Here is a 24,189-nt window from a genome sequence, read left to right on the forward strand (position 1 = left end):
CTTCTATCTCGCTTCGCGCGCAGCCGAAGCGACGTCGGCGGCGATCCTGTCGTACTCATCGCTGCCGAGCGTCGCCTTGAGCGCCCGGTCGAGCTTTTTCTTCTTGCATGCGGCGGCGAAGCACTCCTCGGAGCAGACGTACGCCCCCCTGCCCGGCGCACGGCCGGTCTTGTCGAACGACACGGCGCCGGACGGATCGCGCACGATGCGCATGAGCTCGGCCTTGCCGGCCAGCTTCCCGCATGCGATGCAGCTGCGCTGCCGCTTCGTCGCCGTCGTCGTCATCCCAGGCCGCCCTCTCTCGGTAACCCTCGCCTACGCCTCGTCGAGGTCGGCGTGCACGCCGCAGTACCGGCTGCCCGGGCGGGCATGGTTGCGGCAGCGGACCCCGTCCTCGCCCACGTAGGCGCACAGCCCGGCCTCGTCGTCGCCGGCCTCTTCCTCGTCGATCAGCATGTTGTCCATCGGGGCCAGCGACTCGCCCGTGAAGCTGGCGCTCTTGATGTCGATGTGCCACCCCGTCAGGCGGGCGGCGAGGCGGGCGTTCTGGCCCTCCTTGCCGATGGCCAGCGACAGCTGGTCGTCGGGCACCACGACGGTGGCGTAGTTGTTCTCGTCGTCGACCACCACGCGGGTCACCTTCGCCGGCGACAGCGCGTTGGCCACGTACACCGCCGGATCCTCGGCCCACTGGATGACGTCGACGCGCTCGTTGCGCAGCTCCTCGACCACCATGCGCACGCGGCTGCCCTTCGGGCCGACGCAGGCGCCCACGGGATCGAGGTTCGCCTCGCGCGACGCCACGGCGATCTTGGAGCGGGCGCCGGGCTCGCGGGCGATGGACTTGATCTCCACCATGCCGTCGTAGATCTCCGGCACCTCGATCTCGAACAGGCGGCGGATGAGGTCCGGATGCGTGCGCGACACCACGATGGCCGGGCGCGCCTGCTCGCCGCGCATCTTCGGCGCGTCGGAGTTCGGGTCGCGCACCTCGATGATGAGCACCTTGAGGCGCTGGTTGTGGCGGTAGTGCTCGTTGGCCGGGCGCTCGTTGCGCTCGTTGGGGTTGCGCTTCACGTCGTAGTGGGGCAGCTCGGCCTCCACGCCGTCGCGGATCTTGATGATGGTGAAGTCGGGCGTGCCCTGCAGCACCGTGCCCGTCACGAGGTCGCCCACGCGGTCCGAGAACTCCTCGTAGATGGACTGGCGGCCGGCTTCGCGCACGATGGAGGCGATGACGCCCTTGGCGTTCTGGGCGGCGATGCGGCTCACGTCGTCGGGGGTGACGTCGCGCTCCTCGAACTCCTCGTACTCGCCGGTCTCCTCGTCGGGCTCGCCCACGGGCACGAGCTCGTACACGTAGATATGGCCCGACTGACGGTCGATGGTCACGCGGGCATCCCACTCGAGATCAAGGATATGCTGGTAGCTCTTGGCGAGCGATGCCTCGAGGCGCTCGATGAGATAGAACTCGTCGATCTTGCGCTCATGGGCCAGCGCCTGCAACGCCTCAATCAGTTCTGAACTTGCCACGTCTTCGCTTCCTTTCCTCAGATGCTCGTCTGCGAGCTGAAATCGATCGTGCCCTTGAGATGGGCGCGCTTGATGGTGTTCATCGGGATCTGCACCTCGGCGCCGTCCACGTCGAGCGTGACCGCGTCGCCTTCGGCGCCCACGATGGTGCCGGTCCAGCTGCTGCGACCGTCCACGGGCTGCGTTTTGAGCACCGCCGTGTCGCCCGCGAACCGTGCGAAGTGCTCCACGGTGCGCAGCGGCCGGTCGATGCCGGGCGACGACACCTCGAGCGTATACGCCCCGGGGAACGGGTCGAGCTCGTCCATGAGATCGTTGATCCACGCCTGCGCGGAGGACAGCTCGTCGAAGCTCACGCCGTCGGGCGTGTCTATAAACACGCGAATCGTCGGGGCCTTCTTCGCGCCCGCGACCTCGACCGTGACGACCTCGACGCCCTCCCGCTCCGCCCGGGGGGCCAACGCGTCGAGCAGCTGCTGTTCCTTCTTGCTGAGCACGCGCCTCCTCCTTCCCGTTCGGTTCCGCTTCGCCGCCCCATGACCGCCGCCGCGCGGGGCGGCGAGCCCTTACAAACAAAGAAAGCGGGAACAAGCCCACTTTCTCAATGTGTCGAAAGTATGGTGCGCGAAAACGCGCTTGCTTCTTTGTCGTGCCCTGCATTTATACCATATCAACTGCGCTTTGCCTAGTGCGCTCATCAGGCAGCCCGCAAGTTCACCACATTTTTCACGCGTCGTCCAAGCACAGGGCGATGCGGACGACGGCGGTGCCGTCCTCGACGTCGGCGAGCAGCGCGCCGCGGTGGCGCTCGACGATCTGGCGCATGGCGGGCAGGCCCAGGCCGTGGTTGCGCGCGTCGGGCTTGCTCGTGGCGCCGAACGCCGCGCCGGGCGGCGCCGCGTTCTCGCAGCGCACGGCCAGGCGGCCGTCGCGCTCGTGCATGGAGAACGCCAGCCACGGCGCGGGCGCCCCGGCGGCGCGGGCGCGCTCGCACGCCTCCACGGCGTTCGACAGCAGGTTCGACAGCAGCACGACGAGCTCGGTGCTCTTCATGCCGAGCGTCGGCGGCACCTGCACGTCCCAGCTCACGCGCACGCCGGCCGCCTGCGCCGGCGACAGGTAGGCGGCCATGACCGCGTTCACCACGAGGTTGTCGGCGTAGCGCAGCGGCGCTTCGGAGTCCTGCAGCTCGCCCAGCTCGTCGAGGTAGTCGCGGCAGCGCTCCCACTCCCCCGCGTCGGCGAGCCGGCGCAGCGTCCCCACGTGGTGGCGCAGGTCGTGGCGCGCGGCACGCGTGGCCTCCTCGCCGCTGCGCAGGTGCCTGACGCTCGTTTCGGCCGCGCGCACCTGCACCTCGAGGTCGCGCACCTGCTCGCCGGCGGCGCGCAGACGGCGCACGCGCCCCACGAGCATCCAGGCGAAGATGCCCACGAGGAAGAGCCCCGCGTACTCGCTCTGCCACAGGCCGTACAGCGGCTCGTAGGCGTTGTTGTCCAGCAGGTTCGCCACGAGCGCCGCCCCCAGCACCGCGCAGCCGTACAGCACGAAGCGCGCCTCGGCGCTGCGGTTGAGCGCGCCCGCGACGGCGCAGCCCACGAACAGGGCCCAGCAGCCGGCGCGCGCGACGGTCTGGAACAGGCCGTACGCCTCGATGGACGTCGGCAGCGCGGGGATGGCCAGCGCCCAGGCCAGCGTGACGGCCGGCAGCGCCCACAGCGCGCGGGCGGCCCAGCGCGCGGCCGGGCGCCGCGCCTGCGTCCACGGCAGGCCCGCGGCGCGCGCGGCCAGCGCCACGGCGGCCACGAGCACGCAGGCCCACGCCGCGTCCTCCACAGCGTACCACCAGGCCCCGGCGATGCCCAGGCGCCACGCCGCCCCGTGCGCCCCCGCCACGGCGAAGGCGGCGCACAGCACGCCGAAGTCGCGCACGAGCGCGTCGCCGTCGCGCCTGCGGCGCACGGCCAGCGCGAACAGCGCCGCGGCGAGCGGCCCCAGCACGAGCACGCAGGTTCCCAGCGCGTTCGCGAACACGACGTTCGCCACCTCCTGCGCCGTGCCCAGCACGGGCGGGTAGTACAGCCCGCTGTAGTAGTGCGCGTCGTTGACCACCTCGAGCCGCAGGCGCGTGTCGCCGTCCACCACGATGCCCACGTCCGCGCCGTCGCCGCTCGACGCCGCGACGACGCCGTCCACGTACAGCGCGTAGTCGCCGTACACCTCGGGGACCAGCAGGACGAGCGCGCGCTCGTCCTGGGCGCCGACGTAGCGCAGGGCGAGCTCGTAGGAGGCGCTGCCGAAGGCGGAGGTGCCGCCCGGCGCGTAGGAGAAGTTGGAGTACTGGCCGATGAACGTCTCGGTCCGCGGCCCGCCGTCGACGGAGAGCAGCCATCCGTCCACGAGCGCGAGGGGGCGCGCGAGGTCGGCGTCGGAGATCTCGACGACGCCGTCCGAACCGTACGGGGGCGGCGCGAGGTATTTGTTATCATGGTAGTACGTCAACGCGAACAGGCATCCCGCCAGCAGGAAGATCGCTGCTGCGGGAGCTGCCGCGCGACAGAGCGCACGAACCGGCATATGCCACCTTCCGCAACGACGAGGAGCCTCCGTGCAGCATGGTACCAGAAAACGCCCCAGCCGCGCGCTCGCGTGCGCGCTGGCCTTCGGGCTCGCGGCCGCGCTGGCCTTGCCGGGCGGAAGCGCGCTCGCCCTCGCAGGGGTCGGGAGCGTCGGGGGCGTCGGCGGGGACGGCGGTGACGGCATCGACCGCGTGGACGAGCCGTTCGGGCAGATCGTCCGCATCATCCCCGACGTCGGGACGCTGTCGATCCTGTTCCTGCCCGCGCTGCCCATCCTCGACGAGGAAGGGCGCCTCCCCGGATCGCTCGAAACGCTCGCCATCGAGCGCGCGTACGCCGACGAGCCCGATGCGTGGGAGCCCCTCGGCACGCTCGCCTGGGACGACGGCTGGGGCGAGTACAACACGCCCGACGGCAGCCTCTCCCTCGTCCCCGTGTACGCCGACGACCAATGGACGATCGTGAGCTACTGCACGGTGCACGTCGAATCGGACGCCGTCGACTACCGCGACTTCTACCTGCGCGCGACCGCGGTGACGCGGGAGGACGGCGTGCGGACGACCACCGCGTTCGCGCCGGCGCTGTTCGCCTACGAGGAGGAATGGCTCCCCGACCCGCAGCCCGATCCCGACGATCCCGACGATCCTGACGGGCCCGGAGCGGAGCCTCCGAGCGTCGTGAACCCGCCGAAGGCGGACGGCGGCGACAGCGGCGGCAACCGCGGCGGCGTGGGCCAGGGCGAGAGCGAGCGCGTGGACCCCGCGGGCGCCCCCGAGGACGTCGCGCCCGCGGCGCAGGAGGCCGAGGCGGCCCGGCGGCGCGGCGCGCCGTCGGCCGGCCAGGACGCGACGGGGAGCGGAAACGGCGGCGAAGGCGGGGCGGATGTCGAGGGCGGCGCGTCCGCGGACGAGGGCGCGCCCGCGCCCGCCGCGCAGGGCGGCGCCGCGGCTTCGAGCGCCGCGCCCGCAGGCGCAGGCGCAGGCGCGGCCGAGGCCGACGGCGAGGGGCGCATCCCCGGCTTCGCGTGGGCCGTCGGCGTCACCGCCGGCGCCGTGGCCCTCGCCGGAGGCGCCCTCGCCGCACGGCGAGCGCGTTCGGAGCGCCCGCGCAAAACGCGTCCCTGAACGCGCGCCGCTTGCGGCCGCGCTGACGTCGCCGTGCGGTCGTCTTCCGCGCGAGCAGAATCCTCGCGCACGCCCACTCGCCGCGACGAGCCGCGCTTCGGCGGAAACGGGGGCGCCGCCCGCTCCACGAGCGCGCGGCGCCTCGCCTACTTCCCGGACTTCACCAGCTCTTCGGCCATTTCGCGCAGCTTGAACTTCTGGACCTTCATGGACGGGGTCATGGGGAAATCGTCCACGAAGAACACGCGCTTGGGCACCTTGTAGCGCGCGATGCGCGGGATGGCGAACGCGCGCACGTCGTCCTCGGTCATGCCCTCATGTCCGGGACGCACGCGGACGAACGCGCCCACGAGCTCGCCGAGCTTCGCGTCGGGGATGCCCACCACCTGGGCGTCCAGCACGCCGGGCATGGTCAGCAGGAAGTTCTCCACCTCGAGCGGGTAGACGTTCTCGCCGCCGCGGATGATCATGTCCTTGATGCGCCCGGTGACGCGGTAGTAGCCGTCCTCGTCCACCGTGCCGAGGTCGCCCGAGTGCAGGTAGCCGTCGGCGTCGATGGCGCGCGCCGTCTCCTCGGGCATCTTGTAGTAGCCCTTCATCACGTTGTAGCCCTTGCAGCACAGCTCGCCCGGCTCTCCCGGCGCGCAGATACGGCCGTCGGCGGGGTCGATCACGCGCACGTCCACGGGCGGGTGCTTGCGGCCCACCGTCTCGCATTTGTGCTCGATGTCGTCGTCGGCGCTCGTCTGCGTGAACACGGGGCTCGTCTCGGTGAGGCCGTAGCAGATGGTGATCTCCTTCATGAACATCTTGTCCATGACCTCGCGCATCGTCTCGGGCGGACAGGGGCTTCCGGCCATGATGCCCGTGCGCAGGCTCGACAGGTCGAACGTGTCGAAATCGGGGTGGTTGAGCTCGGCGATGAACATGGTGGGCACGCCGTACACGCTGGTCGCGCGCTCCTTGTGGATGGCCTGCAGCACGAGGCTCGCGTCGAACTCCTCCACGATGATCATGGTGGAGCGGTGCGTGAGGTTCGCCATGACGCCCAGCACGCAGCCGAAGCAGTGGAAGAACGGCACCGGCAGCGTCACGCGGTCGTCCGGGCCCAGCTTCTGCCCCTCGCCGATGTAGAAGCCGTTGTTGAGGATGTTGCGGTGCGTGAGCATGACGCCCTTCGGGAAGCCCGTCGTGCCGGACGTGTACTGCATCATCACCACGTCGTTGTTGTCGAAATGGGTTTCCGCCTCCGCGAGCGCGTCGGCCGGCACGTGCTGGCCCAGCAGCACGAGCTCGGGCACGCTGTAGCAGCCGCGGTGCTTCTCGGGGCCCATGTAGATGACGTTCTTGAGGAACGGGTACGTCTCGGACTCCAGGTAGCCGCGCTGCTGCGTGAGCGTCTCGGGCACGAGCTCGCGGATGGTCTGCAGGTAGTCCACGTCGCGGTAGGCGTCGATGACGCAGAGCGCCTTCATGTCGGACTGCTTCAGCACGTAATCCAGCTCGTGGCTCTTGTACACGGGGTTCACCGTCACCATGACCACGCCGATCTTGGCCGTGGCGTACATGAACGTCAACCAGTCGGGGATGTTGCGCGCCCACACGCCCAGGTGGTCACCCGGGCGCATGCCGATGGCCAGCAGGCCGCGCGCCAGGTTGTCGGTGCGCTCGTCGAACTCCCCGTACGTCCAGCGCAGCGCGCGGTCGGGGTACACGACGAACTCGTGGTCGGGGTCGATTGCCGCCTGGTCGCGGAAGTAGCGCCCGATAGTCTTCTCGGAATGCAGCGGGTAGTCGGGATCGCCCGGGACGGGCTCGTTCTTCTCGTCGGTCGTCATGTCGCCCCCTCTAGATCGGCGTGTACACGACGGCCAGGAACTTTGCCTTCTGGCCGTCGTGGGCGCGCACCTGATGCGGCACGATGCAGTCGTAGTAGATGCTCTCGCCCGGATGCAGCACGTAGACGTCCTTGCCGTACTCGATCTCGATGGAGCCCTCCATGCCGAAGAGCCATTCCTCGCCCTCGTGCCCCACCAGCTCGTGGTCGGTCGCGCCCGAGGGGTCGACCGTGATGACGAACGGGTCCATGTGGCGCGAGGGACGCCCCGCGGCCAGGCTGAAGTAGCTCAGATCGCCGGCGTCGCTGGCCGTCTCGAGCGTCTTGACCTTCGCGACCTCCTCCATCTGCGCGCGGTCGATGTAGGCGGGGCCCAGGTTCTCGTCGTCGTCCATGAGCGTGCCGAGGCGCACGCCCAGCGCGCGCGTGATCTTGATGAGCGGCGCGAGCGAGGGCGGCAGCTCGCCGGCCTCGAGCTCCTCGATGACCGAGACGTCGCATCCGCAGCGATCCGCCAGGTCCTGGCTCGACAGGTGGTGCGCCGTCCGAAGGGTGACGATCTTCTCCCCGAGTTTGTTCTCATCTGCCATACCGCGCTCCCCCTCCTCAAGTCAATGTGCTCCTTCATCGCATAGGAGCCATTATCGCTTGTTTGCACCGAAATGCAGCGTGAATCGCGCAAATGGCGCGATTCGCCCAACGGGGTTCAAACGATGACCGGCGCGGGGGAACCGTATATACTGGAACGAGGGGATAAGGAGGGGTTATGAGATTGGAAACGCTGCGCGAGTTCGTGATGGTCGCCAAGCACCTGAACATCACGAAGGCCGCCCAGGAACTGTACCTATCGCAACCGTCGCTGAGCAGCCGCATGAGCGCACTGGAAAAGGAGTTGGGCTACCCGCTGCTGGATCGCTCGAGAAACCGGATCGCCCTCACCTCCGCCGGGGCCGTGCTGCTCGATTACGCCCAGCGCATCATCGAGCTCCACGACGAGGCGCTCGAGAAGAGCCAGCGCGCCGCCCGGCTCTCCCCCACCGTCAAGGTGGCGACCATCGCGCCGTCGTCTCCCCATTACCGCATGCTCCCGGAACACGAATCCATGCCGTTCTCCTTCGTCGACCTCGATCTGAACACCGCGGCCATCGACGCCCTGCGGCAAGGCCTCATCGACGTCGCCGTGGAGTCGGACTATTCGATCGTGGACGCCCTGCGCGAGGAAGGGGACGCCATCGGCATAACCTACCGCCGCATCGGCGAGGACGCCTGTTTCCTCGCGATGATGGCGGGCAACCCGCTCGCGCGCAAGGAACGGCTCGCGCGCCGCGACCTCAACGGCCAGACCGTGATCATCAACAGCGGGTTCCACTTCGACCGCTGGAGCAAGATGGTGCAATCCCTGCTGGGCGAGGACGTGAAGCTGGGGTTTCGCATCAACGCGCTGGACAGCATCAGCAACCTCTCCTTCGTCGACCTGGGATCCTCGATCTACATCTGCGGGGACAAAGCCTCCCAGGAGCTGCTGAGGCAGCGAGAGGACGTGCGGGTCTTCGACGAGGTGGACGGCAGGAAGCTGACGCACCCCGTCGCCCTCGTGTGCCGAACCGGCGATCTGCAAGACGACGAGAGCCCCGTGCGGCGCTTCGTCGACGAGTGCCTGCGACGCGTGCCGGCGACGGAGCCTCGCCGGCACGCGCTCTCGGAGCAGGGACGGTGACGGAGACCGGCTACCGCTGCGCCGCCTCGACGCAGTGCTTCGCGGCCACGTAGCCCATCACGCCGCCCTGCCCGAGCGTGGCGCCGCCCGCCCAGTACCCCGCGACGCCCGACGAGCAGTTGCCCGTGGCGTACAGCCCCTCGATCGGCTGCCCCTCCACGTCAAGGACCTGGGCGTTCTCGTTGATGTGAAGCCCGCCGCGCGTGCCGCCCATCATGCCCGGCACGTAGCGGCAGCAGTAGAACGGCGGCTCGCTCACCGTGCCCAGCACGCTCTGCGGGATCTCCGCGCCGGGCAGCGACATGAGCGCGCTCATCATGGCCAGCGTGTTCGCGCTCGCCGCCTTCTCGCCGCGATGCCACGCGGGGTCGGCGCCCTGCGCGGCATGCTCGTTGAAGGAGGACACCTCGGCGAGGAGCGCTCCCTCGTCGATGCCCATGCCCTCGGCCAGCTCTTCGAGCGAATCGAACTTGAACACGAATTCCGGAAGCTCGTCGGGCGTGGCGTAGCCGGGCAGCAGGAACGTGGAGGTGTACGCGCTGTCGCATATCCAATAGCCGGGAATGTTGACGTACTCCAGCGTGCCGGTGTCGTAGGTGCCGAACGCACGGTTCATCGTGTCGTACATCGTCGATTCGTCGCAGAAGCGCCTGCCCTTGCGGTTGACCATGATGCTGTGCGGGAATCCGCGCGGCGCGAAGGCGTCGCTGCCGACCTTGTCGTATCGGAACGCGCCCGGCTCCCACTCCTTCTGCGTGTCGAAGTACGGGTTGCCGAACGTCGTGTCCATGTAGGCCAGCTGCGCGCCGATGCGGGCGCCCATGCGATGCGCGTCGCCGGTGTTGTTCGCGCTGCCGTTCGAGCGATAGTACGGGAACGGCAGGTGGAACCTGCGCATGTCCTCGTCATGCTCGAAACCGCCGGTGCCCAGGATGACGGCAGACGCCTTCACCCTCGTGCCGTCGGACAGCACGGCGCCCACGACCGCGCCCTCACCGTCGGTGACGAGGGACTCGACCGAGGTCCCCATCGCAAGCTCGATGCGATCGCTCGCATCGACGTACGCCCGGTACGCCTCCCACTGCGCAGGGGCCATCAACGGCTGGCCGCCGCCGTCGAACGGATACCAGCTTCCGCGCCCGTACGCGTCGTCGAGCGAGCCCTGGTACAGCTCGTAGTAATCCCCGAACGCCTTGCTCGTGTGGCCCCATTTCGACCAACCGTGCGTCTCCAGGACGAAGCGGCAGAACTCGTTCGCGTTGTCGACGAACGCGGCCTGCACGTTCTCGTCCATGCGGCCGTCGCCCACGAGCTTCATGTACTCGAGCACCTTCTCGCGCGTATCCTCGATGCCCTCGTCGGCGTTGAAGTCGAGCATCGCCAGCGCGTACCCGCCGCCGGACGTCGCGGAGGTACCGCCGAACATCGCCGAGTCCTTCTCGACGACGAGCACCGATTCCGCCCCGCGCTCGGCGCACGCGATGGCCGCATGCACGACCGTCCCCGTCCCCGCGACGAGCACCTGCACCTCCTTGTCCCACGATGCCGCGCCCGCCCCGGCGCCGCCCGCGGCGTCGTCGCCGCCCTTGCCGGGAGCGCAGGCGGCGAGCGACGTTGCGCCCAGCAGCCCCATGCCCATGACGGCGGCTCCCTTGATCGCATCGCGCCTGCTCAGCTGTATGCTGCTTGCAATCCCCATCGATTCTTTCCCCGTGTTCATGCCAGTCCCTCCTTCGATCGGACGTGCCTACGATCTGGAGTATACGGGGCGCGGCGCCTATACCGGAAATCGGATAATCCCAGGCCGGCATAAGGGAACGGCATGGTGCCATAGCGAAAGCCGATAGGTGAAAACGGGGGCATCGCCCGACGGCCGGCGCGGCGCGCCTTTCGTTGCGGGCGCGGCCCTCGCGTCGAGCCCGCTCCCCCCGCAGCCGATGACCGCCGAGACGAACGAAGCCGCCCCGGGAGGGCGGCTTCGCGGAGTGCGGGGATGTGCGCGGGGACGCCGGGGTGCCGGGGCCTAGCCCTTGAAGAGGGCGTGCTTGAGCTCGTCCTCGTCCTTGATGGACAGCGAGGTCTGCAGCACGTCGCCGCCGAAGGGGCGGATGGCGTCGATGAACTTGTCGGTGGTCATCTCGTCGACCACCATGAACACGGCGGCGCTGTCGTCGGTGGACAGCAGGTTGCGCACGCGATCCTGGAAGTCCTTGTCCACGCCGTGCTTGACGATGGCGCCCGTCAGCGCGCCGATGCCGGCGCCCAGGGCCGCGCCGAAGAACGGCACGAAGAACAGCAGGCCGAACAGCACGCCCCAGAACAGGCCCCACACCGTGGAGGTGCCCACTTTGGAGCCGGGCGTGACCACGTCGTACTTGCCGTCGGCGCGACGCGCCACGACGGCGACGGACTGCAGGCTGACGATGAGGTTGTTGTCGAGATCGAGGATCTTCTGGTAAGCGGACTTTGCCTCCGCCTCGCTCGGGTAACCGAGCACGATGAGCGTACTCATGATGATGGGGCTCCTTTCGATGCGTTCGTTGGAGCCTCCACTCTAAGGCCTCGCGGGCGCGAGCGGCGGGAAGCGTTGCCGGCCGCCACCCGTTTGAAACCGTCGCGTAAGACGCGCCGACTCGGGGCGGGAGCGGCGCGCGCAGACGGGAAACCATGCCCCGAAGTCACGAAAATCACCGCTGTGAAGCTCCGAGAAGGCCGAGCGACGAAGCGGAAGCATCAGCCAACGAGGAATCCCCCGGTCGCATGTTCCGCACGATCCATCAAGGGCTCGCGATGGCGCTCCGCAGCATCCAGATCGCTTCACAGCGGTGATTTTTGTGCTGCTCGACCCCGTTTCGCGTGAAGCGCGCGAGAAAAAGCGATGCGAGGCCAGAGCCTCGCATCGCTTCGACGTTGCATATGGTGGGGACGGCCTACCCGAAGCGGTATTCCACGCCCATGGTGGGCTGGGGGTTCTCCCACTTCTTGACGATGGTGCCCTCGCAGGCGATGCGGCAGGTGCCGCACTCGAGGCAGCCGGCGTAGTCGAAGGACTTGGCGCCGTTCTCGTCGATCTTGTACAGGGCCGCCGGGCACACGCGGACGAGCTTCAGGAACTCCTCCGTGTCGGGGTCCTCGACCAGCTCGATGTGAGCGTTCTCCTCGTCCACCTCGTACTTGTCGATAGCCAGGAACTCGTCGACGTTGACCGTGATCTCCTTGACCTTGCTCACAGCGACTTCACCGCCTTCCTCACCTCGCCGGCCAGCTTGAACAGGCCGCGCTTCTTCACAATGGGCATCATACGCTTCATCAGCGGCTTCTGCGGCTCGCCGTCCACGCTGAACATGGCGTTGAAGATCTCCTTCACCATGACCGGGTAGTCGGTGAACATGCTCGACCAGCCCTCCATGGTGTGGGGCCACTTGCGGAACGTCGCCAGGTCCTGGATGACGAAGGAGTTCTCCATCGCGGTCTTGTAGGAGGACAGGCCCGCGGCCGACGTGTCGCCCGCGTCGAGCGCCTTCACGGCCGCAAGCCCCGCCATCTGGCCGGACGCCACGGCGAAGTCCATGCCGCGCACCTGGTAGCCCATGTTCATGCACAGGCCCGCCGACTCGCCCGCCACGAGCGCGCCGTCGAAGACGTACTGCGGCACCATGTCGTAGCCGCCCTCGGGCACCATGTGGCCGGAGTGCTCCACGAGCTTCGCGCCGCGGATGATGGGGACCACGGCCGGGTGGTTCTTGAAGTCCTCGAGCATCTGGTAGACCGGGACCTCGTTGGAGCCGTCGGCGGCCAGCGAGATGGTGGCCACGAGGCCGAGCGAGATGGAGTCCTTGTTCGTGTACAGGAAGCCGCCGCCCACGTTGCCGTGCGTGCAGTCGCCCACGAACAGCATGGCCGCGCCTTCGCCCTCGGGCACGAGGAAGCGGTCCTCGATCTGGCCCGCGGGAAGCTCGAACACCTGCTTGATGCCCACGGCCATCTGGCTCGCCTTCGGGCGGGGGTTGCCGAGGCTGCGCTCGCACAAAAGCGAGTTCACGCCCTCGGCGACGATCGTCACCTCGGCGGTGATCTCGTCCTCGCCGGCGCGCACGCCGACGACCTTGCCGGACTCGTCCTTTAGCAGCTCCTCGACGGCGATGCCGCAGATGTACTCGGCGCCGGCGTCCTCGGCCTTGCTCGCGAGCCACTGGTCGAACGGGGCGCGCAGCACGCTGTAGGAGTCCTTGGCCTCCTCGGCGAGCTCGGGGCTCGTGAAGTCGATGGCCATCTGCGAGGTGGGATCCATGAACGCCATGCGCTCGTGAGTGATCTTGCGCTCGAGGGGGGCTTCCTGCTCGAAATCCGGGAAGACCTTCTTGAGCGAGTGGGAGTAGATGCGCCCGCCGGTCATGTTCTTCGCGCCGGCGAAGTTGCCGCGCTCGACCACGAGGACGCTCTTGCCGGCCTGGGCGAGCTCGTAGGCCGCCACGGCGCCCGCGCATCCGGAGCCGACGACGATCGCGTCGAAATCAGCCATGTCCTGTCCTTTCTTGTGTGTGCGTTTCCACTATAGTATCGTGCCGCGACGTTCGCCGCAAACCGTTGAGGCTGTCATCCCGAGCGCGCGAGGCGGGCGCGGGGCGCGGTTCGTGCTACCGACGAGCTGGCGAAGGTCTCGTCGAGGAGAGGAGGGAGGATGCGGCGTCCCGCGTCCGCCCGCAGCGCTCGGGATGACAGCCTGACCGGCTTCCCCGGACCCGCGAGGGCCCGGGGAGCAAGCTTGGCTTACAGGGCGGCGGCCAGAGCCGGCAGGACGTCCTTGATGTCGCCCACCAGGCCGTAGTCGCACTGCTTGAACACGGGGGCGTTCTTGTCCTTGTTGATGGCGAAGAGCGCGCCGGCGCGGTTGCAGCCCACCATGTGCTGCATCTGGCCGGAGATGCCGCAGGCCACGTACACCTTCGGCGACAGCATGAGGCCGGAGACGCCCACGTACAGCTCGGTGGGGAGCCAGTCCACGCCCTCGGTGAGGGGGCGCGAGCAGGCCAGGCCGCCGCCCAGCTTGTCGCACAGGGCGCGCGCCAGGTCGAGCTCGGACTCCTCGGCGAAGCCGCGGCCGGCGGCCACGACGATGTCGGCCTTGTTCAGGTCCACGCCGCTCTTCTGGATGGGGCTGGACGAGACGAGCTTCACGGGGTTCGCCGGGGCGACCCAGGCGACGTCCTCCACGGCGTTCGCGCCGGAGGCCTCGGCGCCCTCGAAGGCGCCCGCGCCCACCGTGTAGACGGCCACGTCGCCCGCGGCCTTCTGCACGCGCTCGGCCACGCCGCCGAAGTACAGGCTCTTGGCGCCGTCCTCGAAGGACATGACGTCGGTGATGACGGAGGTGTTCGCATGGGCGGCCAGCTTGCCGGCGATCACCTTCATATGACGGGTCGGCTCGACGATCACGACGCCCGGCTGCTCGGCGTCGAACACGGAGATCACGGTGTCGGCGGCGTCGTCGACGACGGAGCCCTCGGGCACGGAGATGCGGGCGATCTTGTCGGCGACGGCCTCGGGGGCCTCGCCGAAGGAGACGAGGACGACCTCGTCGGCCATGGTGCGAGCGCCAGCAGCGAGCTCCCGGGCGGCGTCCGCGCGTTCAGCGATAACGAGTGCTTTCATGGATATCAACTCTGCCTTTCTGTATGCAACGGATGGTCGGGGGAACTTACAGCGCGGCCTTGAGGGCGGCGGCGAACTGCGCGATGGCGCCGTCGGCCGAGGCCTCGAGGATCTCCTGCTTGCGGTCGGCCTGCTTCGGCGCGAGGCAGGACACGACGTCGATGGCGTTCTCGTACGCGCCGGCGGCGCCCGCCACGTTCATCGGCTTCTTGCCGGCGGCGAGGATGTCCTTCATGCCGGGGATGCGGGGCAGCGCGATGTCGGGAGCGACCGACACGACGGCCGGCAGCGGCACCTCGACGACCTCGACCACGTCCTCGAGCGTGCGCTCGACCTCGAGCACGTCGCCCTTCGCGGTGATCTTCGTGGCGGCGTTCACCACGGGCAGGCCCAGCTTCGCGGCCAGCTGCACGTCCACCTGCTGCGCGTAGTTGTCGGCGGAGCCGTCGCCGCAGAGGATGACGTCGAAGCCCCCCACGGTTCCGACGAGCTCGGCCAGGGCGGCCGCGGCGGCGTTGGCGTCGAGGTCGGCGCACGCGGCGTCGGCCGTCATGTACAGCTCGTCCACGCCGCGGGCGAGCACGTTCTTCTTGAGCTTGGAGTCGTCGATGTCGGCGCCTCCCACGGTAACGGCGACCACCTTCGAGCCCTCGTTGGCGGCGGCCAGCTGAGCGGCGGCCTCGATGGCGTTCAGGTCGTAGGCGGACACGGTGTTCTTCGCCTTGGAGTAGTCCAGCGAGCCGTCAGCCGACACCTGGATATCCTGATCGTCGGGAACCACCTTGAAAGCAGCAACGATGTTCATCCTGTACCTTTCCCTTCTCGATTGACGTACCTTGGTATGCAGGTCCTTGGCCGGGAGCGTCGCGGGCCTTCCCATCTTCTCGGAAGCCGTCCGGGCTGCCTCCCAGCGCGTTGATGACAGTTTGCGGCCCCGTCATCGTCCCGTCATCGCAAAATCGCTGTGAAACCCTCATTACTCAACTTTTGACTATGCTTTTCCGAGCGGGGCGCGCGGGGGTGCGGGGGCCGTCCGACGACCGGGCGGCGAGGGCGGCGCGAAGGGGCCCTCGCCCGCGCTCACTACCCGGGTTTACGCGCGGCTACTGCTTTTTTTGCGATGCCCCACTTGCGCAGTATCGTCGAATTACTGCGCTGCTTGCGATGCGGCGGATACCTGACGATCCCTATGATGGAATCAGATTTCAGGCGCGTTGAACCTCCCTCTGCGCCGTGCTGCACATGCCGCAGAGGGAGAGGATGCCGCTTGGGAGACCAGCGTGAAATCGCAACGATCCAAGGAGGAGCAATGGCAGATTACTATGGCACCGACACCGTCGTATCCGAACTTCGCGAGGACGGCCTGCTGATCATCCGCATCAACCGACCCGACGTGGCGAACGCCCTCAACGGCGAAACCTCCAAGGCCATGGAGAACATCATGAACAACGCCGAGCTTGATCCCGCGGTGCGCGCGATCATCGTCACCGGCACCGGCAAGGTGTTCTGCGCCGGCGAGGACCTCTCCGAGCTCAGCGAAGGCGGCGAGTGCCAGACCGTGACCGAGCACGGCTTCGGCGGCCTGACCGCGCGCCTGTGCTCCAAGCCGGTCATCGCGGCCTGCAACGGCTCCGCGGCCGGCGGCGGCATGGAGATCGCCCTGTCCTGCGACATGGTCGTTGCCAACGAGAACGCCAAGTTCGGCTGCACCGAAGTGGGCCTCGGCATCATCGCCTCCACGGGCGGCCTCGTGCGCCTCGCCCGCGACGTCAACCGCAAGGACTGCATGGAGCTGCTGCTCACCGGCAAGAAGATCAAGGCCCCCGAGGCGAAGGCGCTCGGCCTGATCAACTACGTCGTGCCGGCCGAGGAAGTCATGGACAAGGCCATCGAGCTGGCCGAGCAGTGCCTGAAGAACGCGCCTCTGGCCCTGAAGTGGACGAAGTACATCGTGCACGCCGCCGACCAGATGTCCGAAGAGGACGCCATGCGCTACAGCGACGCCGCGTACCGCTTCCTCGAGAAGACCGCCGACGGCATCGAGGGCCCGGCCGCCTTCGTCGAGAAGCGCACCCCGAACTGGCAGGGCAAGTAACTCCTCCTGGTCTTACCCTAACGCGGGCTTGCCGGACGCATCCGGCAAGCCCGCCCCGAAGCCCCCGGACGCGTCCGGGGGCTTTTTTGCGGTGCAGGGAAGCGCGGGGATGGGACGCCTCCTCATTCCTCCAGCTCGCCGGTCAGGCGCTCCTTCCAGGTGAGCTTGCGCGGCGCGAAGGGGCTCGGCAGGGGCACGTCGGCGCCGATGGAGCGCAGGGCGATGTCCCACAGCGTGCGGCGGCCGCCGAAGAACAGGTAGCGCTTCTCGAGCTCGGGCAGGGCCGCCTCGTCCACGGAGCCGGCGCGGGCGAACCCGTCGAGGATCGCGTCGCTCTCGCGCTTCGCCTTCGCCTTGCGGTAGGCCACCACGGCGTTCGCCACGAACACGCCCACGGTGTAGGGCAGCACGAACGCCTTCACGAGCGCCACGAGGTCGTCGGCGCGGTAGTCGGCCAACGCCTGGGCCTTGTCGCCCACGAGGTCGGGATCGAGGACGTGCGCGAGCTGGCCGTCCCCGCCCGCAGCCGCCCAGCGCTGCACGTCGACGAGCCAGGCCCCCGCGAACACGATGGCCGCGCCCGAGAACGCCACGGCCGCGATGCCGAGCCCCTTGAACCAGCGCGCCACGCTGGCCATCCAGTAGTACGGCACCGTGTAGGCGTACAGCAGCAGGAGCACCGCGGCGAACACGATGGAGCCGCCGATGATCACGGCGTCCTGCCGCACGAAGTAGTCCGTGGCCGAGCTGAGGACGCGCTGGACGTCGTACACCCACGAGAAGCCGTCTGCGATGGCCCCTTCGGCCGAGATGCCGAGGGTGCCCACGAGCGCCGTGAGCCACGACAGCAGCATGGCCGCCACGGCCACGATGACGAAGAACGCCGGCAGGGTGACCGCGACGCTGGCCAGGCCCCGGGCGAGGCCGCTGTCGAAGCGCAGCGCCAGGAAGTAGAACAGCAGGAAGCCTCCCAGCAGCACGGCGGCGAAGCCGAGGTACAGGGCGATCGAGCCCGACAGCTCCGCCTGCCCCGCGAACGCGAGCGCGAGCTTCGCCGCCAGCAGCGCGACCGCGAGGCCCACGAGCGCGATGCAGCCGAGCACCCAGGCGCGCTGCAGCCGGTCGGCCTCGGTGCCGAGGTGCGCGGTGCCGTCCTCGTCGACGAGCCGCACGAAGTCGAGCCGGTGGATGCGCTGCGACACGCGCACGGCCTTCGCGCCGAAGGCGAGCGCGAGCGGCAGGAACAGCGCGAGCCCCGCGCCCGCCGGCAGCGCCAAGCAGAGGCCCGCGCACAGCGCGAGCGGCAGGCCCCAGCGGTAGCCCGTCGCGAACGGGCGCCGGGTCCAGGCGCGCAAGCGCGCGAAGGCGGCGCGCGCGCCGCGGGCGATATCGGGAAGCGGGTTCATCATGTATCCAGTGTATGGCGCGACGGCGCGGCGGACAAGCAACGGCTCCCCAACCGCCGCTCAAAAGGACATGCTACACTGACCGTGCCGAAGCGATCGACCGACGAGGAGGCCCCATGAGCGCCGTCATCTGCCTGCGCGACCATCCCGAACTGCTCGACGAGGCCGCGCGTTGGTTCTCGGAACGTTGGGACGTGCCGTGCGCGGCCTACCGCGCCAGCATGGAGGAGTGCCTCGGCCGCCCCGACGGCACGGTGCAGTGGTACGCCGTGCGCGACGGCGAGGGCGTCATCGTCGCCGGCGCAGGCGTCATCGACAACGACTTCCACGACCGCACCGACCTCTCCCCCAACCTCTGCGCGCTGTACGTGGAGCCCGCGCACCGCGGCCGCGGGCTCGCCCGCCGACTGCTCGACTTCGCGCGGGCCGACCTGGGCGCGCGCGGCTGCGAGCGCCTGTACCTGATCACCGACCACGTGGGGCTGTACGAGCGCTGCGGTTGGGAATTCGTCTGCATGGCCGTCGACGACGAGGGCGCGCAGGTGCGCCTCTACGGCGCTGACGCGACGCGGTAGGCGATCACGCTCGAAGCGGCTTTCAGAACGCGTTTCCAGCGCCGTTCCAGCGCGGTTCCGACGTGATTCCGACGCGGTTCCAGCGCGGTTCCAACGTTGCATAACGCCTGGTAAACAGACGGTTGCTATCATCGTTGCCGCGGGGCGCGCGTGGTACGCTCGCGCCATGAACACGTATCTCAGTCATACTTCGGCCCTCGAGTGGCTCGCCCGGACGCCCGAGAAGGCGCTCGCCCTCGCCGCGTCGGACCATCGGCGACGGCTCCCCCGTCGCAACGGAGCCGGCATTCCCTGCGCCGGCAAGGCGTCCCGCGCCGTCATCGACGGGCTCGCCGCCTCCGGGGTCGGATGCCTCGCCGTCCCCGTGCACGTCCTCGTGCCGAGCGACCGATGCCGCACGAGATGCGCCGCCGCGCGCTGCCATGTGCGATCCGGCGGATTTCCCGCGCACTCGTTCATCCCCGCAGCCGCGGATACGTTCTCGTCCTCCCCCGAGCTCGCCTTCGTCCAGATGGCGGAAACGCTCGACTCCCCCCGCCTCGTCAAGCTGGGAGACGAGCTGTGCGGCACCTACGGCATCGAAACCGTCGGCATCGTGGACTTCGACCGGGAGTCCCCCTTCACGACCGTCGAGCGCCTGGAGCGTTTCTTGCTCAAGGCGGAGCGCATGCCGGGGCTGGAAAAAGCCCGCAGGGCCGCACGCCGCATCGCGCCCGGATCGGCCTCGCCCATGGAGACGGCCGTCATCCTGCTGTTCTGCCTACCGCCCCGGCTCGGCGGGTACGGCCTGCCCCTCCCCGCGATGAACGGCAGGGCGAACCTGAAAAAGCAGGCCGGCCTCAAGCCCTCCGACAAGCGCTACCGCTGCGACCTGCTGTGGACCGACGCGGGCATCGCCGTCGAGTACGACAGCTTCCTGCATCACAGCAGCCGCACGGAGCTCGCCAACGACGCGAGGAGGAGAAACGACCTGCTCGCCAGGAACGTCACGGTGGTGTCGATAACGGGCAGAACGGTCTGGAACCTCATCGAGCTCGATCGGATCGCACGCCTGCTGGCAAAGCGCCTGGGCAAGAGGCTCGACGTGGGCGGAAGCGGCTGGCGAAAGGCCCAGCACGAGCTGCACGGGATGCTGACGGGCTCGTTCTTCAGCGAGCGCTGAGCCCCGCCCCCGCGGCTCCTCCGCGCGATTTCCGTCGGCTTTGTGCGGGAAAATCGGGTTTTTGGCAATCTCGTCAGCGCGCCCCGCGAAGAGGGGAATTCTCCACCTGGGGTTTTGCCCGCGCGGCGCCCTGGAGAGAGCCGCTGTCCGCACGGAACGCCCGGCGGCGATTGCCAAAAACCCGATTTTCCCGCACATCGATGCGACCGAACGTGCACGGCGGTCGGGCGGCGCTTCCCCCTACGCTCTGCGCGGGCTCGCATCCCCCTCGTCGAGCGAGCTCGTCTCCAGAAGCGACTTGCCCTTCGTCTCGGGCGCCATGAACACCGACAGCACGAGGCCGAGGATCACGAGGCCCGCGGCGACCAGCATGGTGGGGCCCACGCCGTACGCGGCCAGGAACAGCGGCGTGCCGTACGTGGCGACGATGGTGCCGATGCGCGAGAACGCGATGGCGATGCCCACCGCCGAGGCGCGCACCTCGGTCGGGAACAGCTCGTTGGGATAGAGCCACTGCAGGATGCCCGGGCCGCCGCTGAAGAACGCGTACAGGCCGAACCCGAGGATGATCACGACGACGGGCGCGTTGGGGAACACGCCGAGGATGACGAGGCCCACGGCCATGAGCGCGAGCGAGCGGATGAGCAGCGGGCGCCGCCCCATCGAGTTCAGCCAGAACATGGCCGGGATGGAGCCGATGAGGAAGAACAGGCTGACCACGCTCTCGCCCAGGATGGCCTCGTGGCCCTGCCCCAGCCCGAAGGCCGTCATGATCTCGGGACCGAACGTGTAGATGGCGTACATGGGCACCACCTGGCACAGCGTCAGGATGCCCAGGAACACGATGCGCTTGGCGTAGCCGCCGGCGAACACCTTGCGCAGGCTGGTCTTCTCGCCCGGCTCCTCCAGCTCGAGCTCGACGCCCTCGCCGAAGACGCGCTTCATGACGGCGTCCGCCTCCTCGGTGCGGCCCTTCTGGGCCAGCCACATGGGCGACTCGGGGATGTCGTGGCGCCCGACCAGCAGGATGATGCAGGGAATGACGGCCGAGCCGAGCATCCATTGCCAGCCGTTGGGCACGCTGTAGAGGAAGTACCCCACGAACGCCGCCACGGTGGCGCCGAGGTACCAGGCGGCCGACACCATGCCCATCGAGATGGAGCGGTGCTGCTTGGGCGTGAACTCGGCGATGAGCGAGGTGGCGATGGGATAGTCGGCGCCCACGAACACGCCGATGAAGAAGCGCGCCAGCACGAGCTGGAGCGGGTCGGAGCAGAACACGCTCAGGATGGAGAACACTCCGATGGCCACGATGTCGACGATGAACATCTTCTTGCGCCCGATGCGGTCGGTGAGGTAGCCGCCCGCGATCGTGCCCACGAAGATGCCCAGCAGAACCGACGCGCCGATGGCCGCGCTCCAGGCCTCGTCGAGGTTGAACAGCGGCGTGATCTGTGTGAGGGCGACGCCGATGAGCGAGAGCACGTAGCCGTCGAGGAACGAGCCGCCGCTCGAGAAGAACGTGATCTTGCGGAGGAAGGGCGTCATGGAGACGTCGTCCATGGTCTTCTTGGCCGACTTCTTCACCTTGTCGACCACGTCCTCGCCGATCTGCTTGGCGCTGTCGGCGACCTCGCCCATCGGGGGGCTGGTCACCTGGGTCATCTGCTTTACGTTGTTCATGCTCTCGTCTCCTTCTGTGCCGGATGCTGGACGCCTGCGGCGTCGGCGCGCGAGGTTCCCCGCGACGCCTGGACGGAGCGCGGCGGGAGCGGCGACAGGCGCACGCTCCCCCGTGCTCGCGGACCTGCGGTTACGACCACTCGCAGATGCCGAAGTTCAGATGCGGCTTGGCGCCGGTCTCGTCGGCGTCGGCGTCGACGAGCTGGAAGCGGATCTCGTTGTCGCCCACCTTCCACATGCGGGTCTGCAGCGTGGTGCCCGGCAGCACCGGCGAGGTGATGCGGGTCTTGAAGCGCGTCATGCGCTCGGGCTCGCCCGGGAAGAACGAGCTGATGATGTGGCGCATCGTGAAGCCGCCGAGGCTCACGCCGTGCGCGATGGGGCGCGCGAGGCCCGTCTGCTCGGTGTAGGCGAAGTCGATGTGCTGCTGGTGCCAGTCGCCCATGAGGCGGTAGATGAGCGGCATGTTGAGCGGCATGGTCTCCTCCACTACGGCGTCGGGTGCGCCCTCGGGCATCTCGACGATGTCCTTCGGGGGCTTGGGGCCTCCCCAACCGCCGTCGTAGATGCACACGTCCCACGTCTCGGTCTCGCACAAGAGCGTGCCGTCGGAGGAGTAGGAACGGCCCGTCTGCTTCGACAGGCAGCCGCGGCCCTCGCCGCGGTCGTACAGCGCGTCCTGGGTGACGAACGTCTCGATGCGGTCGTTCATCTTGAAGGGCGCATGCAGCTTGATCTCGAAGCCGTAGTGCAGCGAGCCGTCGTAGTCGTAGCCGTAGTCCAGCGTGCGCGTCATCTCCTCGTGCACGGTCAGCGGCACGCCGAAGATGGGCAGCACCTTGAGCTCGGGATGGGCCGCATCGCCCTCGTTCACGTACTCGAGGTCGGTCCGGCCGTCGTAGCCGGCGTTGCAGCCGAGCGCGCAGATCTCGAGGTCCTTGAACGTGTACTCCCGCACGAACGGGCCGAACTCCTTGCCCACGATTTCAGTGCTGATTGCCATGGTCGTTCTCCTTTGTTCGGTCTTCGTTTTGCACGCCGGTCCAGCAAGGTCAGCGAGGGTTTCCGTGATGCCCGATCCCTTGCGCCGATCGCCAGATCACCGCAACAGCTTCTTCTCGATCTTCATGGAGCAGGTGCGCGGGAAGCTGTCCACGATCTCCACGAAGGAGGGCACCTTGAACCCGGCCATGTGCTCCTCGCAAAAGGCCAGCACGTCCTCCTCGGTGAGCTCGGCGCCCGAAACCGGCAGCACGAACGCCTTGACCGCCTGGTCGCGGATGGGATCGGGCACGCCGATGACGGCGGCTTCGGCGACGAGCGGATGGTCCACCAGCACGTTCTCGAGCTCGGTGGTGGAGATGTTCTCCCCCGCCCGCTTGATCATGTTCACCTTGCGGTCCACGAAGAAGAACCAGCCGTCCTCGTCCACGTAGCCCTTGTCGCCGGTCTTGAGCCAGCCGTCGGCGGTGAACGTGCGCGCCGTGGCCTCCTCGTCGTTGAAGTACTCCTTCATGATAGTGCGTCCGCGCACGCCGTGCACCTGGATCTCGCCCACCTCGTGCGGCTCGGCCTCCGTGCCGTCCTCGCGCATGATGCGCACCTCGTAGCCCATGCCCGCGCGTCCCACTGAGGGCCACCGGCGCGCGCCGGTGGGCGGGTCGGTGAGCACCCAGCCGATGGACTCGGTGGAGCCGTACGTGTTCATGAGCGACACGCCGAAGCGCTCCTCGAAGGCCTCCTTCTCGGCGTCGGACACCGGCAGGAAGTAGAGGATCTCGCGCAGGGTGTGGTTGCGGTCGTCGGGATGGGCGGGCTGCAGCATGAGCGTGCGCAGCATCATGGCCACGCACTGCGTGACGGTGGCCTTGAACTCGCGGATCTGCGACCAGAAGCGGCTGGCGCTGTACTTCTCCACCACGATGAGCGTGGCGCCCACGGTGAGCACCGGCATGAGCGCGGCCAGCTGGAAGTTGGAATGGCAGGCCGGCATGGTGGTGAGCAGGCGGTCGTCGCGCGTGAGCGCCACCTCCCAGTCGCCGTACAAGCCGCTGAACAGGATGTTCGCATGGGTGAGCACGACGCCCTTCGGGCGCGACGTGGTGCCGCTCGTGAAGATGATCTCGGCCGGGTCGTCCGCGCAGAGCGGGCGCACCTCGTCGAGCCCGACCGCGGCGGCGGCGCGCATCCGCGAGAAGTCGTGCAGATCCCCCTCGCGCCTAAGCGCGCTGCGGGCGGCCTCGACGCCCTCCACGCAGTCGTCCTCGGTGCGGGCCACGAGCACGCCCTTGGGCAGGTACGGGCCGCTCGCGCGCACGTCGCGGTACAGGTCGAGGAACTTCGGCTCCACGAGCGCGCAGGAGGCTTCGGTGCGCTCGAGCACGAACGCGGCCTCCTCCACGAGGTACTGCTCGTTCATGGGCACCATGACGGCGCCGATCTTCGCGAGCCCGAACAGGCACATCATGAACTCGGGGCACGTGCACAGCTGCACGGCCACGCGCTCGCCGGCACGCACGCCCAACGACAAGAACACGTTGGCCGTGCGGTTGATCTCCTCGTCGAACGCGCGGTACGTGTACGTGCTCGTCGAGCCCGTGCGATCGCGGAAGATGAGGAACTCGCGGTTCCCGCAGGCGGCCACGAGGCCGTCCCACAGGCTGCGCACCGTTTCGTTTCCCACGATGTCGGTCAATCGTCTCACCTTTTCCATCCATCGATCCCCTGGTTATCCGCACGATGCCGTCGTCGCGAGGGCGTGCCCGGCGAGGGCGGCATCGTGCGGATGCGCGGCAAGCGGCGGGCCGCGCATCCGCCGAGCCGGCGGCT

The 24,189-nt window shown here is 68.5% G+C and carries 21 protein-coding genes; 5 read left to right on the forward strand and 16 right to left on the reverse strand.

The window, feature by feature from the left end; genetic code table 11:
- Window positions 1-3: 3 nt before the first annotated feature.
- The 4 genes from rnpM to H8S61_RS03415 all read right to left on the reverse strand — a co-directional run bounded on the left by rnpM (window position 4) and on the right by H8S61_RS03415 (window position 4,107).
- Window positions 4-285, reverse strand: a complete 282-nt coding sequence (rnpM, locus tag H8S61_RS03400) for an RNase P modulator RnpM (RefSeq protein ID WP_101722710.1) — start codon at window positions 283-285, stop codon at window positions 4-6.
- Window positions 286-315: 30 nt separating this feature from the next.
- Window positions 316-1,533, reverse strand: coding sequence for a transcription termination factor NusA (gene nusA, locus H8S61_RS03405; protein WP_160942295.1), 1,218 nt, complete (start codon window positions 1,531-1,533; stop codon window positions 316-318).
- Between the two features lie 17 nt (window positions 1,534-1,550).
- Window positions 1,551-2,030 (reverse strand): ribosome maturation factor RimP, encoded by a 480-nt coding sequence (rimP, locus tag H8S61_RS03410; protein WP_160942294.1) that lies wholly within the window; start codon window positions 2,028-2,030, stop codon window positions 1,551-1,553.
- A gap of 229 nt (window positions 2,031-2,259) precedes the next feature.
- Window positions 2,260-4,107, reverse strand: a complete 1,848-nt coding sequence (locus H8S61_RS03415; RefSeq protein WP_186937949.1) for a GHKL domain-containing protein — start codon at window positions 4,105-4,107, stop codon at window positions 2,260-2,262.
- A 31-nt stretch (window positions 4,108-4,138) separates the two neighbouring features.
- Between H8S61_RS03415 and H8S61_RS03420 the strand changes: the two genes are divergently transcribed.
- Complete coding sequence (locus H8S61_RS03420) at window positions 4,139-5,233, forward strand: hypothetical protein (RefSeq protein ID WP_186937950.1); 1,095 nt, start codon at window positions 4,139-4,141, stop codon at window positions 5,231-5,233.
- 146 nt (window positions 5,234-5,379) lie between these two features.
- Here H8S61_RS03420 and H8S61_RS03425 read toward each other — a convergent pair whose 3' ends face one another.
- On the reverse strand, window positions 5,380-7,071 hold the full coding sequence (locus tag H8S61_RS03425) for an AMP-binding protein (protein ID WP_186937951.1): 1,692 nt from the start codon (window positions 7,069-7,071) through the stop codon (window positions 5,380-5,382).
- A gap of 10 nt (window positions 7,072-7,081) precedes the next feature.
- On the reverse strand, window positions 7,082-7,660 hold the full coding sequence (locus H8S61_RS03430; RefSeq protein WP_160942291.1) for a helix-turn-helix domain-containing protein: 579 nt from the start codon (window positions 7,658-7,660) through the stop codon (window positions 7,082-7,084).
- 176 nt (window positions 7,661-7,836) lie between these two features.
- Here H8S61_RS03430 and H8S61_RS03435 point away from each other — a divergent pair, with 176 nt between their 5' ends.
- On the forward strand, window positions 7,837-8,787 hold the full coding sequence (locus tag H8S61_RS03435) for a LysR family transcriptional regulator (protein WP_186937952.1): 951 nt from the start codon (window positions 7,837-7,839) through the stop codon (window positions 8,785-8,787).
- A 10-nt stretch (window positions 8,788-8,797) separates the two neighbouring features.
- On the opposite strand, the gene H8S61_RS03440 is transcribed toward H8S61_RS03435, so the two are convergent.
- The 6 genes from H8S61_RS03440 to fixA form a co-directional block, all read right to left on the reverse strand.
- Window positions 8,798-10,507 (reverse strand): FAD-dependent oxidoreductase, encoded by a 1,710-nt coding sequence (locus H8S61_RS03440; RefSeq protein ID WP_186937953.1) that lies wholly within the window; start codon window positions 10,505-10,507, stop codon window positions 8,798-8,800.
- Window positions 10,508-10,810: 303 nt separating this feature from the next.
- Window positions 10,811-11,299 (reverse strand): DUF1269 domain-containing protein, encoded by a 489-nt coding sequence (locus H8S61_RS03445; RefSeq protein WP_160942288.1) that lies wholly within the window; start codon window positions 11,297-11,299, stop codon window positions 10,811-10,813.
- A 418-nt stretch (window positions 11,300-11,717) separates the two neighbouring features.
- Complete coding sequence (locus H8S61_RS03450; protein ID WP_160942287.1) at window positions 11,718-12,017, reverse strand: ferredoxin family protein; 300 nt, start codon at window positions 12,015-12,017, stop codon at window positions 11,718-11,720.
- A complete protein-coding gene (locus tag H8S61_RS03455) occupies window positions 12,014-13,309 on the reverse strand; it encodes an FAD-dependent oxidoreductase (RefSeq protein WP_186937954.1) in 1,296 nt (431 codons plus the stop codon). Before H8S61_RS03455 ends, H8S61_RS03450 begins: the two co-directional genes overlap by 4 nt.
- Window positions 13,310-13,557: 248 nt before the next feature.
- Window positions 13,558-14,439, reverse strand: a complete 882-nt coding sequence (locus H8S61_RS03460) for an electron transfer flavoprotein subunit alpha/FixB family protein (protein WP_154332178.1) — start codon at window positions 14,437-14,439, stop codon at window positions 13,558-13,560.
- Window positions 14,440-14,485: 46 nt separating this feature from the next.
- The gene (gene fixA / locus H8S61_RS03465) at window positions 14,486-15,244 is read right to left on the reverse strand and encodes a putative electron transfer flavoprotein FixA (RefSeq protein ID WP_154332179.1); all 759 of its coding nucleotides are present in this window, start codon (window positions 15,242-15,244) and stop codon (window positions 14,486-14,488) included.
- Window positions 15,245-15,748: 504 nt separating this feature from the next.
- On the opposite strand from fixA, the gene H8S61_RS03470 reads away from it, so the two are divergent.
- Complete coding sequence (locus tag H8S61_RS03470) at window positions 15,749-16,534, forward strand: enoyl-CoA hydratase/isomerase family protein (RefSeq protein ID WP_154332180.1); 786 nt, start codon at window positions 15,749-15,751, stop codon at window positions 16,532-16,534.
- A 122-nt stretch (window positions 16,535-16,656) separates the two neighbouring features.
- On the opposite strand, the gene H8S61_RS03475 is transcribed toward H8S61_RS03470, so the two are convergent.
- Window positions 16,657-17,943, reverse strand: coding sequence for a hypothetical protein (locus H8S61_RS03475; protein ID WP_186937955.1), 1,287 nt, complete (start codon window positions 17,941-17,943; stop codon window positions 16,657-16,659).
- Window positions 17,944-18,056: 113 nt separating this feature from the next.
- Here H8S61_RS03475 and H8S61_RS03480 point away from each other — a divergent pair, with 113 nt between their 5' ends.
- Window positions 18,057-18,515: a GNAT family N-acetyltransferase gene (locus H8S61_RS03480; RefSeq protein WP_186937956.1), complete on the forward strand. Its 459-nt coding sequence runs from the start codon at window positions 18,057-18,059 to the stop codon at window positions 18,513-18,515.
- A gap of 166 nt (window positions 18,516-18,681) precedes the next feature.
- Window positions 18,682-19,677 (forward strand): putative endonuclease domain-containing protein, encoded by a 996-nt coding sequence (locus H8S61_RS03485; RefSeq protein WP_186937957.1) that lies wholly within the window; start codon window positions 18,682-18,684, stop codon window positions 19,675-19,677.
- A 240-nt stretch (window positions 19,678-19,917) separates the two neighbouring features.
- On the opposite strand, the gene H8S61_RS03490 is transcribed toward H8S61_RS03485, so the two are convergent.
- From H8S61_RS03490 to caiC, 3 genes are all read right to left on the reverse strand, one after another.
- The gene (locus tag H8S61_RS03490; RefSeq protein ID WP_186937958.1) at window positions 19,918-21,360 is read right to left on the reverse strand and encodes an MFS transporter; all 1,443 of its coding nucleotides are present in this window, start codon (window positions 21,358-21,360) and stop codon (window positions 19,918-19,920) included.
- Between the two features lie 130 nt (window positions 21,361-21,490).
- Window positions 21,491-22,363 carry a MaoC/PaaZ C-terminal domain-containing protein gene (locus H8S61_RS03495; protein ID WP_186937959.1) on the reverse strand — a complete coding sequence of 291 codons (873 nt, stop codon included), beginning with the start codon at window positions 22,361-22,363 and terminating at the stop codon, window positions 21,491-21,493.
- A 96-nt stretch (window positions 22,364-22,459) separates the two neighbouring features.
- Window positions 22,460-24,064: a crotonobetaine/carnitine-CoA ligase gene (caiC, locus tag H8S61_RS03500; protein WP_366457841.1), complete on the reverse strand. Its 1,605-nt coding sequence runs from the start codon at window positions 24,062-24,064 to the stop codon at window positions 22,460-22,462.
- Window positions 24,065-24,189 lie beyond the last annotated feature (125 nt).

The organism is Eggerthella hominis (assembly GCF_014287365.1).
GTDB classification, from domain to species: domain Bacteria; phylum Actinomycetota; class Coriobacteriia; order Coriobacteriales; family Eggerthellaceae; genus Eggerthella; species Eggerthella guodeyinii.

Coding starts and splice junctions, on each gene's coding strand:
- H8S61_RS03455 (WP_186937954.1), bottom strand. CDS start 13,309: ATGGCTGATTTCGACGCGATCGTCGTCGGCTCCGGATGCGCGGGCGCC.
- H8S61_RS03415 (WP_186937949.1), bottom strand. CDS start 4,107: ATGCCGGTTCGTGCGCTCTGTCGCGCGGCAGCTCCCGCAGCAGCGATC.
- rnpM (WP_101722710.1), bottom strand. CDS start 285: ATGACGACGACGGCGACGAAGCGGCAGCGCAGCTGCATCGCATGCGGG.
- H8S61_RS03480 (WP_186937956.1), top strand. CDS start 18,057: ATGAGCGCCGTCATCTGCCTGCGCGACCATCCCGAACTGCTCGACGAG.
- H8S61_RS03430 (WP_160942291.1), bottom strand. CDS start 7,660: ATGGCAGATGAGAACAAACTCGGGGAGAAGATCGTCACCCTTCGGACG.
- H8S61_RS03485 (WP_186937957.1), top strand. CDS start 18,682: ATGAACACGTATCTCAGTCATACTTCGGCCCTCGAGTGGCTCGCCCGG.
- H8S61_RS03445 (WP_160942288.1), bottom strand. CDS start 11,299: ATGAGTACGCTCATCGTGCTCGGTTACCCGAGCGAGGCGGAGGCAAAG.
- H8S61_RS03440 (WP_186937953.1), bottom strand. CDS start 10,507: ATGAACACGGGGAAAGAATCGATGGGGATTGCAAGCAGCATACAGCTG.
- H8S61_RS03460 (WP_154332178.1), bottom strand. CDS start 14,439: ATGAAAGCACTCGTTATCGCTGAACGCGCGGACGCCGCCCGGGAGCTC.
- H8S61_RS03470 (WP_154332180.1), top strand. CDS start 15,749: ATGGCAGATTACTATGGCACCGACACCGTCGTATCCGAACTTCGCGAG.
- H8S61_RS03435 (WP_186937952.1), top strand. CDS start 7,837: ATGAGATTGGAAACGCTGCGCGAGTTCGTGATGGTCGCCAAGCACCTG.
- fixA (WP_154332179.1), bottom strand. CDS start 15,244: ATGAACATCGTTGCTGCTTTCAAGGTGGTTCCCGACGATCAGGATATC.
- H8S61_RS03495 (WP_186937959.1), bottom strand. CDS start 22,363: ATGGCAATCAGCACTGAAATCGTGGGCAAGGAGTTCGGCCCGTTCGTG.
- H8S61_RS03490 (WP_186937958.1), bottom strand. CDS start 21,360: ATGAACAACGTAAAGCAGATGACCCAGGTGACCAGCCCCCCGATGGGC.
- H8S61_RS03475 (WP_186937955.1), bottom strand. CDS start 17,943: ATGATGAACCCGCTTCCCGATATCGCCCGCGGCGCGCGCGCCGCCTTC.
- H8S61_RS03425 (WP_186937951.1), bottom strand. CDS start 7,071: ATGACGACCGACGAGAAGAACGAGCCCGTCCCGGGCGATCCCGACTAC.